Origin of the sequence: Lacrimispora sp. BS-2, from assembly GCF_040207125.1 — a bacterium.
In the GTDB taxonomy this organism is placed as follows: domain Bacteria; phylum Bacillota; class Clostridia; order Lachnospirales; family Lachnospiraceae; genus Lacrimispora.
Genome location: NZ_CP157940.1, coordinates 4343105 through 4357397, shown reverse-complemented (window position 1 = coordinate 4357397; position 14293 = coordinate 4343105). Strand labels below are relative to the sequence as shown.

The following is a 14293-nucleotide window of genomic DNA, read 5'->3' as shown; positions in this document are numbered from 1 at the left end:
CAAACCAAGATATACTTTTAAAGCAAAATATGTGAATATCGTCACTATTTTTTTCTATACTTTTTATGTTTATCATCAACCTGCCTGACTACTCTTTCCTCCGCATTTGTCCTGCTGCACATAAACGCGCTTAAGAATGCTACTAATGGCACAGTCATTACAATACCTATAGTGCCCGATATACCCTGTATAATCTCCAGCGCCATCATGTCGCTGTTAAATATCTGCAGATATGGATAATCAAAGATTCTGAACAGTATCAGCATATTGAGTGCCGAACCAGCAAATGCCAATATCAGTGTGTTAGCCATAGTACCCATGGCATCCCTGCCTATATTAATACCTGACTGAATCAGCTTTTGTCTGTTTAGTTCCGGATTCAACTGATGCACCTCAAATACTGCAGACGTAATTGTCATAGCCACATCCATAACTGCGCCAAGTGCCGCTATGAGTATGGCACTGATCAGCAATCCGCTGACATTCAGGCCTGTCCCACCTGTACGGAGAATTAATTCTTCCGCCTCCGACATATTAAAACCGTTTATCGGCGTAACAGCTGCCGTGAGAGCTGCTGCCACTCCTGCCAGCGCCACACCGCCCACACACCCAATGGTTGCACAGAAAGTTTTCATCGATAAGCCATTTAACAATACCAATGAAACTGCTGTGGTTACGGCTGCTATGACAATGGATGACAAGATGGGATTGAGGCCGTGCCTTATCATGGGGATGAGCAAAAACCAGATACCCACAATAGTAAATGCAAGCCCCAGTATAGCGGCTATCCCTTTTCTTCCCCCGAATGCAGCTAAAGACAGCACGAATACCACCGTCAGTCCAAGCAATGCCGGACCCCTGTTGTAATTGGATATGGATGCTATGTATGAAAGTCCATTGACATCTATATCCATCCTGACGATTACTTTTGTACCTGCTTTTAAGTCCACATTGTTGTATACACTCATATAATTGACTGCCGGCAATATCTTACCTTTGTCCTCACCGCTGTCTATCTGTATATAGGCTTCCTGTACGCCTATACGCAGCCCCTCTGTCCACTCTTCTGCTTTCGCCTCGTCACTGATGATTTTCGTCACATGTGCCCTGGCAAATTTTATCTTGCTTGCCGCTGTTGGCACTTCTCCTGGCAGCGGCTTATTGATCCATATGAGAATTGCTATAAATACCGCACAGAAAAGGAATGAGGCTATAAGTTTTATAAAGAATGTTTTTTTACTTTTCATTTTTACGGTACGCCTTTCGTCCTGTTTATTTTTATTATACTTAAGCTGCAATGACGACACACTGCAAAGCCCGTGAAGGCGACGGCATGTCCAAAATCTTTGGAAAATACTACTTTGGAAGCGTTAAACCAGTTAAAATCCAGGATATATATCATACTGTATAATTATATTTCGGTTTCAACCACTTAAGTACTACTTATGAATAAAAATGATTGGCATAAATACTATGTGGTTTTCTTGAAGCTGAAGCTGCCGTGGCCACACCTGCACAGCAGGCAGCCCATTAAAAGATTTCCATACAAAAAACAGGTCAGAAAGTCTGTAAATATAAGACATTTCTGACCTGCAAAGGCACAAATTCTAAGGCTGTTACAGCCATGTTTTTAACAACATTTAAAATATCCAGATGAAACCCGGTGAAAAATGAATAATGATGTTACAGGGAGGTTAAAGTCCTGCCTAACTCTTTTCTTTGGATTTCATATATTCATCCATGGCCAAAGCCACTGTCTTTGAGTAGGCAACTGCTTCTACTACGGTTCTTGCTCCCAGAACCACATCTCCGGAAGCGAATATGCCCGGAATGGTTGTCTGGCCTTTTTCATCTGTCATCAAAAGCCCGTTCTGGCTGGCCAGTAAGCCCCTGGTGGTATTCACCAGCTTGCTTTTGGGCCCCTGGCTGATGGAAATGATGGTGGAATCTGCAAAAATCTGTTCCCGCTCTTCATCAATGCCGATCTGGTTTCCTTCCCCATCATACCGGATATTTTCAAACACCGGACCATCATCCGTAATCTCCACGATCTGTTTCCCAAACTGGAAGTCAGCTCCATCAAGCTTTGCATAGGCTGTTTCGTGATGGCTGGCATTACTGGATAAGCCTCTGGCATAAAGGGTCACCTTCCTGGCTCCGTGGCGGATCACGGTCCTTGCCACATCCATGGCGGAATTCCCAACGCCAATGATAGCAACCGTCTCTCCCAGATCATAGGCATCGGGATTGGCCAGATAATCGATGGCATAATGGACATTTCCCAGGGATTCCCCTTTTACGCCCAGGGTCTTCGGCCTCCAGACTCCGGTTCCGATAAAGATGCTCTGATAGCCGTCACGGATCAGATCCTTGATTTCCAGGGCTGTCCCAATAGCCGTATTGGGTCGGATCTTCACCCCGATTTCCAGAAGCTTCTTTTTATAGCGTCCTAAAATGGTCTTTGGAAGGCGGAATTCCGGTATCCCATACTGGAGAACGCCTCCCACCTTATCCTTGGCATCAAAAATGGTCACGCTGTAGCCTTCCTTGGTCAAAAGAAAGGCAATGGTGATCCCAGCCGGACCTGCGCCGATTACCGCAACCTTCTTCCCGTTTTTCGGCTTGCACTCTACCTTCATCTTGTCAAAGATGGTATCAGAGATATAATTTTCTATGCTGCTGATATGCACCGGCTGTCCCTTTCTGCCCAGAATGCAGTGGCCCTCGCACTGACTTTCATGATTGCACACAAGGGAACAAACCAGGGACATGGGATTGTTTTCAAATAACATTTCTCCTGCTTTATTTAAACCGCCTTCTTTAAAGGCCGAAATCATCTGGGGGATAGGGGTATGGATGGGACAGCCCTGCCGGCATAAGGGCTTCTTACAGTTTAAGCATCTGTTTGCTTCATCAATTACATGAACAGCCATAATTTATCTTCCTCTCTTGTTCTGTGGCATGATTTACTGAAGTATTTTATCTCAATGATTCTGTATTTGCATACTGTATACAGTTTTATTTTTATTTTTCACATCATATCACACTCAAAATAATAAAATCAATAGGCAGCTTTTATGTACAGAAAAAAATAAATTTTGTCAAAAATATATCGAATTATGGGTGTTTTGCCGTTTTCAGAAATAAAAAAAGAATCCGTGGGATAAGGGCGGAAGAATATCTCCAAACACCGCTATCCCGGATTCTTTGTTTATAAAATTATTTTCCCTCGTAAGTAATCATGGCTTCCACATCATATTCTGCAAGCTTTTTCCTGCCATTTAATCCTGCAAGTTCCATGATAAAGCAGATTTTCACCACTTCGCCGCCAAGCTCCTCGACCAGCTTTATGATGGCTTCAATGGTACCGCCTGTAGCGATCAGATCATCTATGATGACCACCTTCTGCCCTGGTCTGATGGAATCTTTGTGGATCTCAATAGTTGCAGTGCCATATTCCAGCTCGTAATCGGCAGACAGGACTTCCCTTGGAAGCTTGCCTTTCTTTCTCACCGGAATAAAGCTCTTATGCTCTGCATAGGCCACCGGAACACCAAAGATAAAGCCTCTTGATTCCGGTCCCACTACCGAATCATACTCCACTCCTTTTAACATATCCCTTATGCCATCCACTGCCAGGCAAAGCCCGTCCGGATCCTCCAGAATGGTGGTCACATCCCTGAAAATGATTCCTTCCTCCGGAAAATCAGGAATGCTTGTGACATAGTCTTCTAATCTTTTCATTGTCATACCTCGTATTGTCATAGTCTGTATCCATGGAGACTCCCTTATCCTCTTGGATGGGCGCCCGTGTAGGCGCGGCGTAAGTTTTCTCCCTGAGTATAATTCATATACATCTGTGTCGTAGCCATATCGGAATGGCCAAGCATGGCTTGTACCGCATGAATATCCGCTCCGTTGCGGAGCAGATGTGCCGCAAAGGAGTGGCGAAGGGTATGAGGTGTAATGTCAGCCTTGATCCCTGCCTTATCCCCATAGAATTTTATAATCTTCCAAAATCCCTGGCGGCTCATAGATTTCCCGTTGCAGTTGGTAAAAAGCCACTCTGATTCCTGACCCCTCAGCAAATATTCCCGGCCCCGTTCCATATAAGCCGAAAGGGCCAGCTTGGCCACCTTTCCAAAAGGAACCATACGTTCCTTGTGTTCATCCTTGCAGGTAATATATCCAATGGACAGGTTTACATCGGTTTTTTTTAGATGAATCAGCTCCGACACCCGGATCCCGGTGGCATAAAGCAGTTCCAGCATGGCACGGTCCCGAAGCTCCTTTGGAGTCTCGCCGCCAGGCTGGCTTAATAAGCTGTTCACTTCATCCACCGTTAATATGGTCGGCGCCTTTTTTTCCACCTTTGGCGCCTTTAAAAGCTCTGCCGGGTCATTCTGGATTCTCCCTTCCATGCACTGGTAATGAAAGAATGCCTTCATGGAAGCCAGACAGCGTGAAATGGTAGTAGTAGCCTTCCCTTCTTTCTCAAGATGCAGGATATAGGAATTAAGACTGGTCTTTGTCACCTTGTCCACCTCTGTGATTCCCTGCTTCCCTAAAAAAGAAGCCAGCTGCATCAAATCCCTCTGATAAGATACCTCTGTGTTCTTTGATGTTTTTTTTATCTCTCTTAAATAAATGATAAAATGATTAATCTCTGCTACCATCTCCATATCTCCTGACCTTTCGGCTTCAAAAATGCCTTAAAATAAGGCTTCTTCCTAACATTATATAGACTATTTTCGATAAAATCAAACACATTTTTCCTGCCGTTAAGACATTTCAAGGGTACTTTACATAATATGTACAAGATATTGGTAATGAGTGACCCTTTTTCGCAAGATATGGGGAAATGAACCATTTTATTTTTTTTAATACTTTCTCTTTAAAGAACCATTTTTAAGAAAATCGGATTGATCCAGGCCTCGCAGGCGCTCCCAAGAGCAGCCAGGAACAAAAGCAGCAAAAAGGCCGGGATCCGGAAACGCCGTCCATTTTGCATGGCCCACAAAAGAAGAATACACCAAAGAGGAATATAACACAGACCCTGAGGCGTGACTGTCATAAGAAATACGGGGAGTCCCATAAGCCCCTTTTGGACCGTTATGACGGAAAGGACAAATCCCATGGAAAAACCGATTCCTGCCGTCAGCAGGCAATACAGAGGAAGTGCATAAGCGGTCAGGCCGATGAGCCATGCGATCCATACCTCGATCCCCCGCTGTCTTAACACCTGATAAAAAAGCTGCACCCGCTCCCCTTTGTCCAGATTCACATTTCTGTCCAAAAGGCCCAGATAATATACGGCTTCCTCCATAAATGACGGATACCAGAAATTTGCCATGAAGGTACCAGCAATAAGCCCGGCAAAAAAGCAGATGAGATAGCGGTCTTCTGCCCTTAGATTCCGCTCCAGGGAAGTGTACATTCCCCCTGGTCCCGGCCTTCTTCTCAAACGGTAACGAAACGTACGAAACAATCCGGCCATAAAAAATCCCCTTACGTCTTTTTTCAACCTTATGCCTGAAAAGGGACATTTATTCTTGGAAAGACAACGGGCCTGGACTGCTGTTTTACAGGCTCTTCCCTATTTTACACCGTACTTTCTTCCATAGGCCATGATTGCCGCAATGGTCTTACCGTCGGTAATCTCTCCCCGGTATATCTTTTGTTCCAAGTCACTTAACTCCCATTCCTCCACCTCGATGTATTCGTCTTCATCCAAGTTCTGTTTGGAAGGCTCTAATTCCCTTGCAACAAAGATATCGATGGCTTCATCGCAGAATGCAACCGTTGTGTTGACGCTGATCAGATACTCCATCTTCTCCTTATCCGTCTTATAGCCTGTCTCCTCTTCCAGCTCCCTGTGGGCGCAGTCAAGCTTTGGCTCATCGGGGCTGTCAAGGGCTCCGGCCGGGATCTCCAATGTATATCGGTCCAAAGCATTGCGGTACTGGCGCACCATGAGAAGCTTCCCGCTTTTTGTTACAGGGATCACTGCCGCTGCTCCGTTATGGTGGATGAAATCCCAGCGGGCCAGATGGCCGTTAGCATCTACCGTGTCCTCGTATACTTTTATAATATTTCCCTCATACTTTAATTCTCTGTCAAGTCGTTTTACAGGCTTCTGTTCCATTGTCTTACCTCCATTATAGTTCCTCACATTTTTTAAAGCAGGCATCCGCTGCCTTTATGACCGCATTGCGGAATCCAAATTCCTCCAGGGCCGATACTCCCGCAATGGTAGTGCCTCCCGGCGAGCATACCTTATCCTTTAAGGCTCCTGGATGCTCCCCTGTCTCCAGGACCATCCTGGCGCTGCCAAGAACTGTCTGAGCCGCCATCTCATAGGCAGCCTCCCTTGGAAGGCCATACTTTACCGCCCCGTCTGCCAAAGCTTCGATAAACATGTAAACATAGGCAGGGGAGCTTCCGCTGGCACAGACCACCGCGTTCATGAGCCGCTCTTCTACCAGCCGCATCCTTCCCAGAGAATGGAAAATATCACCGATTGTCTCCTTCTCATCCTGGGAAAAAGCTTTCTCATCGTAGCAGACTCCTGTCATTCCTTCCCCAAGGAGGGCCGGGGTGTTTGGCATGGCGCGGACCACCCGTTTTTCTTGTCCCAGCTTTTCCTTTAGCTGGGCCGTTGTGATCCCGGGCGCAATGGAAATGATCACATGGTTCTCTGTTACCTCATTGCGGATATCAGACAGCACCGGGGCAAAATACTGGGGCTTCACAGCCAATACCACGTATTTTGCCTGGGCAGCACACAGGGCATTGGTTTCTGCATGGGCCACGCCCATTTCCGAACTGATCTCTGCGCACCGTTCTTTATTCACATCAGTAAAAATGATGTCTTCCTTCCCATAAGTCTTTGATAATCCCTTTAATATTGCAAAACCCATATTTCCGATTCCGATGATTCCTATTTTCGCCATAATCTCTTCCTCCTGCTTATGTTTTGAAATCAGCAATTAATCAGCATCATTCTAGCACCATTTTTTCAAATGTCAATCATGGAATTCTTTCTGATTGACGGATATGATCCGGCCCCCTTCTTCCGAATGAGATCCGCATCTGTTTTTCGTACAAATTCCCCTATGTCTATCATAAATGATTACAGGAAAATACTCAATATCAAAACTTCAACAAATCCCGCAGCCAGGAAGAGCCTCAATCCGTTCTGCCAAAGCATGCTTTCCATGGTTTCCTGCATTGGAACCCTTTGGCGCCGGAAATGGCTCCCTCCATTTATCATAATGGGTCATAATTTTTGTCTGCCGCAAAAAAATAATTTTTCTATTGACATTTTAATTTTAATCTCATATACTGTAGCAAAACAAAATGATAAACTGTCGAGCAGGAGTAAGTAAGATCTTTTCATCATGCACAGAGAGCTTCCGGTTGGTGTGAGGAAGCGTTGATGTCTGGTCTGAATGGACCTGCGAGGGCGGCTTGAAACCGGTTTTATTACCGGAAGTAGATGTCGACGGGTTTCCTATCCGTTACCAAGGGGAGGCACATGTTAGTGTGCTATAAAGCGGGAGAAGTCTATCTTCTCCAATCAGGGTGGTACCACGGAACCGTAATTATCAGGCTTTCGTCCCTCTTATCCATAGCAGTATGGAGGAGGGACGGAGGCTTTTTTTATTTCTGCAGACAATGAGCCAGGCACAGGAATACTTAAATTCCTGAATCCGGCAAATGCTGCAGGGGGCAAATTCCTCACCGCCTGCTATGGGGTGCCTGCTGGCCAACAGGCAAAAAACATGAGTAATAACTAAGAAAGGAGCGTAATAAACCATGAACATCACGCCGGACTGTAAGGAAATCGAAGCCCTTGCCGCTTCCTATCCCATCATCCCGGTCTGCAGGGAAATATTTGCAGACATTGTCACACCCATTACCCTGCTGCGAAAGATCGCAGCAAAAAGCAGCCGGTATTATCTGCTTGAAAGCATTGAGGGAGGCGAAACATGGGGACGCTATTCCTTCCTTGGTTATGATCCGGTCCTAAAAGTCACCTTAAAGGATCATGCGGTAAAAATACATCATTACAACCAGCCGGAAGCAGACCAGGTGATCCATACAGGGAAGCCCTATGATGTGCTGCGGGATATTTTAAAGGATTACCGCTCCCCAAAGCTTCCCGGACTTCCTCCTTTTACCGGAGGATTTGTAGGATATTTTGCCTACAGCATGATCGGCTATGCGGAACCGGTCCTGTCCATAAAAAAAGGGGCCTGCAATGATTTTGACTTAATGCTCTTTGATACGGTCATCGCTTATGACCATTTGAAACAGAAAATCAGCCTTGTGGTCAATATGAAAACCGACCGGGTCATGGAAAATTACGGGAAAGCCTGCACAAGGCTTCAAAGTATGGCTGCCATGATCGGAGAACATATCCCCCTGAAAAAATCCGCAGTTACAAGCCGTCCCAAGTTCCGGTGCAACGTGACCAAAGAGGAATTCTGTTCCATGGTAGAACGGGCAAAGGATTATATCGTGGACGGAGACATCTTCCAGGCAGTGCTTTCCAGACAGTTTACAAGCGATTATAAGGACAGTCTTCTCAATGCCTACCGGGTCTTAAGAACCACCAATCCGTCCCCCTACATGGTATATCTCCACATGGATGATACGGAAATCATAAGTACTTCCCCGGAAACCCTGGTCCGTTTAAAGAACGGGCGGCTCACCACCTTTCCTGTGGCAGGTTCCAGGCCAAGAGGAAGAGATGAGGAGGAGGACAATAAGCTTTCCAAAGAACTTCTGGCGGACGAAAAGGAACTGGCGGAGCACAACATGCTGGTGGACTTAGGAAGAAATGATTTAGGGAAAATCGCAGCGTTTTCCACAGTAGAGGTGACAGGATATAAAATGATCCACCGTTATTCCCGGATCATGCACATCTGCTCCCAGGTGGAAGCGGACATTACCCCTGGCCGGGATGCCTTTCATGCCATAGAGGCGGTCCTTCCGGCAGGCACCCTTTCCGGTGCTCCGAAAATCCGGGCCTGCGAGATCATCGAGGAGCTGGAAACAGAGCCAAGGGGCATTTACGGAGGAGCACTGGGCTACATTGATTTCACCGGAAACATGGATACCTGCATTGCCATACGCATGGCGGTAAAGAGCCAGGGAAAGGTATCCGTTCAGGCAGGAGGCGGCATCGTGGCAGACAGCGTTCCGGAACGGGAGTACGAAGAATCGGAAAACAAGGCAAAGGCCGTGATCCGGGCCATTGAAACTGCAGGGGAGGTAAATGACTGATGATTCTCTTAATTGACAATTACGACAGTTTTTCCTACAACTTAGTCCAGATGGCCGGCAGCTTAAATCCTGATATCAGGATCATACGAAACGATGAGATGACCGTGGAAGAAATAAGGGAGATGTCTCCCAGCCACATCATTCTCTCCCCGGGTCCCGGCTATCCAAAGGCTGCTGGAGTATGCGAGGACGTGGCGAAGCAGCTTTCCGGAGCAATCCCTATCCTTGGGGTATGCCTGGGGCACCAGGGAATCTGCGAAGCATTCGGGGCAGAGATCACCCACGCCAGGAAGCTGATGCATGGAAAACAGAGCCTCCTTACCATCGATGCTTCTGATCCCATCTTTCACGGGCTTCCTGGACAGATCCTGGCCGCCAGGTACCACTCTCTCATTGCCGCAAAAGATTCCCTTCCGAATTGCCTGACCGTCATTGGAACCGATGACATGGGGGAAATCATGGCGGTAAAGCATAAGGACTATCCCCTTTACGGGCTTCAGTTCCATCCGGAATCCATCCTGACGCCAAATGGGATTACCATACTTGAAAATTTCTTATCCATTCATATAAAGGAGGCAGATTAAATGATTCAGCAGGCGATCCATGAAGTAATCTCAGGACAGGATTTAAGCTTTGAGGCTGCAAAAGAGGTCATGAACGAGATCATGAGCGGGGAAACCACCCCGGCCCAGATGGCCGCATTTTTAACGGGACTGCGGATGAAGGGGGAAACCATTGACGAGATCACTGCCTGTGCCACGGTTATGCGGGAAAAGGCCTTAAGGCTGGAGCCGGACTTTCCTGTTATTGATATCGTAGGCACAGGCGGCGACGAGGCCGGGACCTTTAACATTTCCACCACCACCGCATTTGTAGTGGCCTCAGGGGCAGTTCCTGTGGCAAAGCACGGCAACCGCAGCGTTTCCAGCAAAAGCGGGGCTGCCGATGTGCTGGAGCACCTTGGGGTGAATTTAAACCTTACGGCGGAGCGGTCCGGGGAAATACTAAAGAAAACAGGCATGTGCTTTCTCTTCTCCCAGGCCTACCATTCTTCCATGAGATATGCCGGACCGGTGCGGAAAGAGCTTGGTGTACGTACCATTTTTAATATCTTAGGTCCTCTCTCCAATCCGGCTGGAGCCACCATGCAGCTTTTAGGGGTCTATGACAGGAAGCTGGTGGAACCCCTGGCCCAGGTATTAAGCAATCTGGGAGTAAAGCGGGGACTGGTGGTGTGCGGAGATGACGGACTTGATGAGGCCACGGTCACAGGTCCCAGCCATGTATGCGAAATCCGCTTCGGGAAGCTGACTCCCTATAAGATCACACCGGAGCAGTTTTCCTTAAAGCGATGCAGTCTTTCTGAGCTGGTTGGCGGCACACCGGAAGAAAACGCCCAGATCACCAGGGATATCTTAAATGGTAGGCTCCATGGGCCAAAGCGGGATATCGTCATCTTAAACTCTGCCTTAAGCCTGTACCTGGGAATCGATGACTGCACCATTTCCCAATGCATCGAAAAGGCGGCTCACCTCATTGATTCAGGAAAAGCTGCCGGAAAGCTTGAAGAGTTTGTAAAAATGACCAGGGAGGTGGCTTTATGATACTTGACGTCCTGGCTGCCTCCTCTAAAAAAAGGGCGGAGGCGGCAAAAGAAAAAATCTCCATGAAGACCATGGAACAACTGGCACTGAAAGCCTTTGAAGCAACAAAGGATAGAGGTCTTTCCTTTGAACAAAGCCTCTCCTCTCCAGACATTTCCTTTATCTGCGAGGTAAAGCGTGCCTCTCCGTCAAAGGGCCTCATTGCCCCGGTATTCCCCTATGTGGAGATTGCAAAGGATTACGAAGCTGCCGGGGCAGATGCCATTTCCGTTCTTACGGAACCGGAATATTTCCTCGGAAACAGCAGCTACTTAACAGAGATCGGCCATGAGGTGAATATTCCCCTTCTCAGAAAGGATTTCACGGTGGACCCCTACCAGATCTATGAGGCAAAGGCCATAGGCGCGGCCGCAGTTCTTCTCATCTGCGCTCTCTTAGATACAAAAGCCCTGAAAGAAGGATTAAGGCTGTGCAAAAGCCTTGGCTTAAGCGCCCTTGTGGAGGCCCATGACGAAGAGGAGGTCCACTCCGCCCTGACCGCAGGAGCCAGGATCATCGGAGTGAATAACCGGAATTTAAAAACCTTTGAGGTGGATTTTAACAATTGCCTCCGCTTAAGGAGCATGGTACCCTCTGACGTGCTTTTCGTGGCGGAAAGCGGGATCAAAAGCGGGGCCCACATCAGGCTCCTGTCAGAAGCCGGGGCCAATGCTGTATTGATCGGGGAAAGCCTGATGCGTTCCCCTGACAAAAAAGAAATCTTAAGTGGATTGAAGAGGGCCGCCCAATGATTTCCAAAGGAAAACTAATCAAAATATGCGGCCTGACCCGCAGGGAGGACATTCTGGCAGTAAACGCCTTAAAGCCGGATTACGCTGGCTTCGTATTTGCTCCTGGAAAGCGCCGCCTTACAGGACCAGAGGCAAAGATGCTTAAGGAGCTGATGCTGCCGGAGATACCTGCAGTAGGCGTTTTCGTAAACAGCCCCATAGAAGATATCCTGTCCCTTGCAGAGAGTGGAACCATTGACCTTATACAGCTTCACGGCAATGAGGACCGGGATTATATGATGGAACTAAAAAGCCGCCTGGCCCCCGGCCTTCCTGTCATAAAGGCCATACGGGTCCGGCAGGCAGAGGATATGAAGGAGGCAGAGGACCTTCCCGCAGACTTCCTGCTTTTTGATGCTTATACAAAAGGACTTTATGGCGGCAGCGGGAAGACCTTTGACTGGTCCATGGTACCGGACATAAAAAAGCCCTGGTTCCTGGCCGGAGGCATCGATGCCTCAAACATAAAGCAGGCCATGAAAACAAAGGCCTTTTGCCTGGATCTAAGCAGTTCTGTGGAAACAGAGGGCAAAAAAGACCCAGGGAAAATAAAAGAAATCATACAAATAGTAAGGAGTGAACAGCCATGTCAAAAGGAAAGTTTGGACAGCACGGCGGACAGTTTGTCCCCGAAACGCTGATGAATGCAGTAAATGAACTGGAAGAAGCTTATGAGAAATACAGCCATGACGAGGAGTTCTTAAAAGAGCTTCAGGAGCTTCACAAAAAATATACGGGAAGGCCCTCCCTGCTCTACTGCGCAGAGCGGATGACGAAAGACTTAGGCGGAGCGAAAATTTATTTAAAGCGGGAGGATTTAAACCACACCGGCTCCCACAAGATCAACAACGCCCTGGGCCAGGTCCTTCTTGCAAAGAAGATGGGAAAGACCCGGGTCATCGCTGAAACAGGGGCCGGGCAGCACGGCGTTGCCACTGCTACCGCCGCCGCTCTCATGGGAATGGAATGCGAGGTCTTTATGGGAAAAGAGGATACGGACCGTCAGGCCTTAAATGTATTCCGTATGGAGCTTTTAGGCACAAAGGTCCACGCAGTAACAAGCGGCACCCAGACCCTAAAAGATGCGGTCAATGAGACCATGAGGGAATGGACCAACCGGGTGGCTGACACCCATTATGTCTTAGGGTCAGTCATGGGCCCTCACCCATTTCCCACCATTGTCAGGGACTTTCAGAGCATCATCGGCAAAGAGGTCCGCACTCAGCTAAAGGAAGCAGAAGGGAAGCTTCCTGACATGGTGATCGCCTGCGTGGGCGGAGGAAGCAATGCCATGGGAATCTTCCATGAATTTATAAATGAACCTTCCGTGAAGTTGGTGGGCTGCGAGGCCGCAGGGCACGGCATTGAGACAGGAAAGCACGCGGCTACCATTTCCACAGGCTCTCTTGGAATCTTCCACGGCATGAAATCCTATTTCTGCCAGGATGAGTACGGCCAGATCGCCCCTGTTTTCTCCATTTCCGCAGGACTTGACTATCCGGGCATAGGGCCGGAGCACGCAGCACTTCATGATTCGGGAAGAGCCGCCTACGTCTCTGTTACGGACCAGGAGGCTGTGAAAGCCTTTGAATACTTATCCCGTCTGGAAGGGATCATTCCGGCTATTGAAAGCGCACATGCAGTAGCCTATGCCAGAAAGATCGCTCCTTCCATGGAAAAGGATGAGGTCATCGTCATCAATTTATCCGGGCGGGGCGACAAGGATGTGGCAGCCATTGCCCGTTATAAGGGGGTTGAAATCTATGAGTAGAATAAGTGAAGTATTTTTAAGGGGAAAGGCATTTATCCCATTTATCACGGCTGGAGATCCTGACCTTGCCACCACAGAGGAGCTGGTTCCTGCCATGGCTTTAGCCGGAGCAGATCTCATTGAGCTTGGAATCCCTTTTTCTGACCCGATTGCAGAAGGGATCGTGATCCAGGAAGCCGATATGAGGGCTTTGGCGTCAGGAACCACTACGGATAAGCTTTTTGATTCTGTAAAACGGATACGCCAAAAAACCGATGTTCCTCTGGCTTTTATGACTTATATCAATCCTGTTTTCGTCTATGGAAGTGAACGGTTTATAAAAAATTCGGCAGAAAGCGGCATTGACGCCCTGATCGTGCCGGATATGCCCTTTGAGGAACGGGAGGAACTGCTGCCCTTCTGCAAAAAATACGGGGTCGAACTGATCTCTCTCATCGCTCCCACTTCAAAGGAACGCATTCGGACCATTGCATCAGAATCGGAAGGATTTATCTACTGCGTTTCTTCCATGGGCGTGACCGGTGTGAGAAATGAACTAGGCACAGGCATCAGGGAAATGGTTTCTCTTGTAAAGGAGACAAAGAATATTCCCTGCGCCATTGGCTTTGGCATCTCCACACCGGAGCAGGCAGGGGAATTGAGTCAACATGCGGACGGAGTCATTGTGGGCAGCGCCATTGTGAAAATCGCCGCAAAATATGGAAAAGACTGTATAGGACCTGTCTGCGACTATGTAAAGGAAATGAAGGCCGCCATTTCCGGCTGACAGCCGGTCCGGGAGGTTTTCCTTGACAAGC

The 14293-nt window shown here is 47.9% G+C and carries 15 protein-coding genes and 1 other annotated feature; of the genes, 7 read left to right on the top strand and 8 right to left on the bottom strand.

Annotation, left to right across the window (positions count from 1 at the left end; all coding sequences use genetic code 11):
• Positions 1 to 44: 44 nt before the first annotated feature.
• The 8 genes from ABFV83_RS20395 to ABFV83_RS20360 all read right to left on the bottom strand — a co-directional run bounded on the left by ABFV83_RS20395 (position 45) and on the right by ABFV83_RS20360 (position 7283).
• Positions 45 to 1247: a YibE/F family protein gene (locus tag ABFV83_RS20395; RefSeq protein ID WP_349946526.1), complete on the bottom strand. Its 1203-nt coding sequence runs from the start codon at positions 1245 to 1247 to the stop codon at positions 45 to 47.
• Between the two features lie 459 nt (positions 1248 to 1706).
• Complete coding sequence (locus tag ABFV83_RS20390) at positions 1707 to 2933, bottom strand: NAD(P)-dependent oxidoreductase (RefSeq protein WP_349946525.1); 1227 nt, start codon at positions 2931 to 2933, stop codon at positions 1707 to 1709.
• Between the two features lie 286 nt (positions 2934 to 3219).
• A complete protein-coding gene (locus ABFV83_RS20385; protein ID WP_349946523.1) occupies positions 3220 to 3744 on the bottom strand; it encodes an adenine phosphoribosyltransferase in 525 nt (174 codons plus the stop codon).
• Between the two features lie 44 nt (positions 3745 to 3788).
• The gene (locus ABFV83_RS20380) at positions 3789 to 4676 is read right to left on the bottom strand and encodes a site-specific tyrosine recombinase (protein ID WP_349946521.1); all 888 of its coding nucleotides are present in this window, start codon (positions 4674 to 4676) and stop codon (positions 3789 to 3791) included.
• A gap of 218 nt (positions 4677 to 4894) precedes the next feature.
• Complete coding sequence (locus ABFV83_RS20375) at positions 4895 to 5497, bottom strand: stage II sporulation protein M (protein ID WP_349946520.1); 603 nt, start codon at positions 5495 to 5497, stop codon at positions 4895 to 4897.
• Between the two features lie 99 nt (positions 5498 to 5596).
• The gene (locus ABFV83_RS20370) at positions 5597 to 6145 is read right to left on the bottom strand and encodes an NUDIX hydrolase (RefSeq protein WP_349946518.1); all 549 of its coding nucleotides are present in this window, start codon (positions 6143 to 6145) and stop codon (positions 5597 to 5599) included.
• 13 nt (positions 6146 to 6158) lie between these two features.
• Positions 6159 to 6953 (bottom strand): pyrroline-5-carboxylate reductase, encoded by a 795-nt coding sequence (gene proC, locus ABFV83_RS20365; protein WP_349946517.1) that lies wholly within the window; start codon positions 6951 to 6953, stop codon positions 6159 to 6161.
• Positions 6954 to 7160: 207 nt separating this feature from the next.
• Positions 7161 to 7283, bottom strand: coding sequence for a hypothetical protein (locus ABFV83_RS20360; RefSeq protein WP_349946515.1), 123 nt, complete (start codon positions 7281 to 7283; stop codon positions 7161 to 7163).
• A 78-nt stretch (positions 7284 to 7361) separates the two neighbouring features.
• Positions 7362 to 7626: a binding site (T-box leader), on the top strand.
• Between the two features lie 192 nt (positions 7627 to 7818).
• On the opposite strand from ABFV83_RS20360, the gene ABFV83_RS20355 reads away from it, so the two are divergent.
• Genes ABFV83_RS20355 through trpA form a run of 7 tightly spaced genes read left to right on the top strand, consistent with a single transcriptional unit; the run spans position 7819 to position 14262 of the window.
• Entirely contained in the window at positions 7819 to 9291 is a 1473-nt protein-coding gene (locus ABFV83_RS20355) for an anthranilate synthase component I family protein (RefSeq protein WP_349946513.1), read from the top strand.
• Positions 9291 to 9875: an aminodeoxychorismate/anthranilate synthase component II gene (locus ABFV83_RS20350; RefSeq protein ID WP_349946511.1), complete on the top strand. Its 585-nt coding sequence runs from the start codon at positions 9291 to 9293 to the stop codon at positions 9873 to 9875. Before ABFV83_RS20355 ends, ABFV83_RS20350 begins: the two co-directional genes overlap by 1 nt.
• Positions 9876 to 10895, top strand: coding sequence for an anthranilate phosphoribosyltransferase (gene trpD, locus ABFV83_RS20345; RefSeq protein WP_349946509.1), 1020 nt, complete (start codon positions 9876 to 9878; stop codon positions 10893 to 10895).
• Positions 10892 to 11686, top strand: a complete 795-nt coding sequence (trpC, locus tag ABFV83_RS20340) for an indole-3-glycerol phosphate synthase TrpC (RefSeq protein ID WP_349946508.1) — start codon at positions 10892 to 10894, stop codon at positions 11684 to 11686. Before trpD ends, trpC begins: the two co-directional genes overlap by 4 nt.
• On the top strand, positions 11683 to 12366 hold the full coding sequence (locus ABFV83_RS20335; protein ID WP_349946506.1) for a phosphoribosylanthranilate isomerase: 684 nt from the start codon (positions 11683 to 11685) through the stop codon (positions 12364 to 12366). The genes trpC and ABFV83_RS20335 overlap by 4 nt, the downstream gene beginning before the upstream one ends.
• The gene (gene trpB, locus ABFV83_RS20330) at positions 12312 to 13496 is read left to right on the top strand and encodes a tryptophan synthase subunit beta (RefSeq protein WP_349946505.1); all 1185 of its coding nucleotides are present in this window, start codon (positions 12312 to 12314) and stop codon (positions 13494 to 13496) included. The genes ABFV83_RS20335 and trpB overlap by 55 nt, the downstream gene beginning before the upstream one ends.
• Entirely contained in the window at positions 13489 to 14262 is a 774-nt protein-coding gene (trpA, locus tag ABFV83_RS20325) for a tryptophan synthase subunit alpha (RefSeq protein ID WP_349946503.1), read from the top strand. Before trpB ends, trpA begins: the two co-directional genes overlap by 8 nt.
• The last annotated feature ends 31 nt before the right edge of the window (positions 14263 to 14293 follow it).

Excerpts from the sequence above, each read along its gene's own strand:
- ABFV83_RS20395 (WP_349946526.1), bottom strand. The coding sequence starts at position 1,247 with ATGAAAAGTAAAAAAACATTCTTTATAAAACTTATAGCCTCATTCCTT.
- ABFV83_RS20390 (WP_349946525.1), bottom strand. The coding sequence starts at position 2,933 with ATGGCTGTTCATGTAATTGATGAAGCAAACAGATGCTTAAACTGTAAG.
- ABFV83_RS20385 (WP_349946523.1), bottom strand. The coding sequence starts at position 3,744 with ATGAAAAGATTAGAAGACTATGTCACAAGCATTCCTGATTTTCCGGAG.
- ABFV83_RS20380 (WP_349946521.1), bottom strand. The coding sequence starts at position 4,676 with ATGGTAGCAGAGATTAATCATTTTATCATTTATTTAAGAGAGATAAAA.
- ABFV83_RS20375 (WP_349946520.1), bottom strand. The coding sequence starts at position 5,497 with ATGGCCGGATTGTTTCGTACGTTTCGTTACCGTTTGAGAAGAAGGCCG.
- ABFV83_RS20370 (WP_349946518.1), bottom strand. The coding sequence starts at position 6,145 with ATGGAACAGAAGCCTGTAAAACGACTTGACAGAGAATTAAAGTATGAG.
- proC (WP_349946517.1), bottom strand. The coding sequence starts at position 6,953 with ATGGCGAAAATAGGAATCATCGGAATCGGAAATATGGGTTTTGCAATA.
- ABFV83_RS20360 (WP_349946515.1), bottom strand. The coding sequence starts at position 7,283 with ATGACCCATTATGATAAATGGAGGGAGCCATTTCCGGCGCCAAAGGGT.
- ABFV83_RS20355 (WP_349946513.1), top strand. The coding sequence starts at position 7,819 with ATGAACATCACGCCGGACTGTAAGGAAATCGAAGCCCTTGCCGCTTCC.
- ABFV83_RS20350 (WP_349946511.1), top strand. The coding sequence starts at position 9,291 with ATGATTCTCTTAATTGACAATTACGACAGTTTTTCCTACAACTTAGTC.
- trpD (WP_349946509.1), top strand. The coding sequence starts at position 9,876 with ATGATTCAGCAGGCGATCCATGAAGTAATCTCAGGACAGGATTTAAGC.
- trpC (WP_349946508.1), top strand. The coding sequence starts at position 10,892 with ATGATACTTGACGTCCTGGCTGCCTCCTCTAAAAAAAGGGCGGAGGCG.
- ABFV83_RS20335 (WP_349946506.1), top strand. The coding sequence starts at position 11,683 with ATGATTTCCAAAGGAAAACTAATCAAAATATGCGGCCTGACCCGCAGG.
- trpB (WP_349946505.1), top strand. The coding sequence starts at position 12,312 with ATGTCAAAAGGAAAGTTTGGACAGCACGGCGGACAGTTTGTCCCCGAA.
- trpA (WP_349946503.1), top strand. The coding sequence starts at position 13,489 with ATGAGTAGAATAAGTGAAGTATTTTTAAGGGGAAAGGCATTTATCCCA.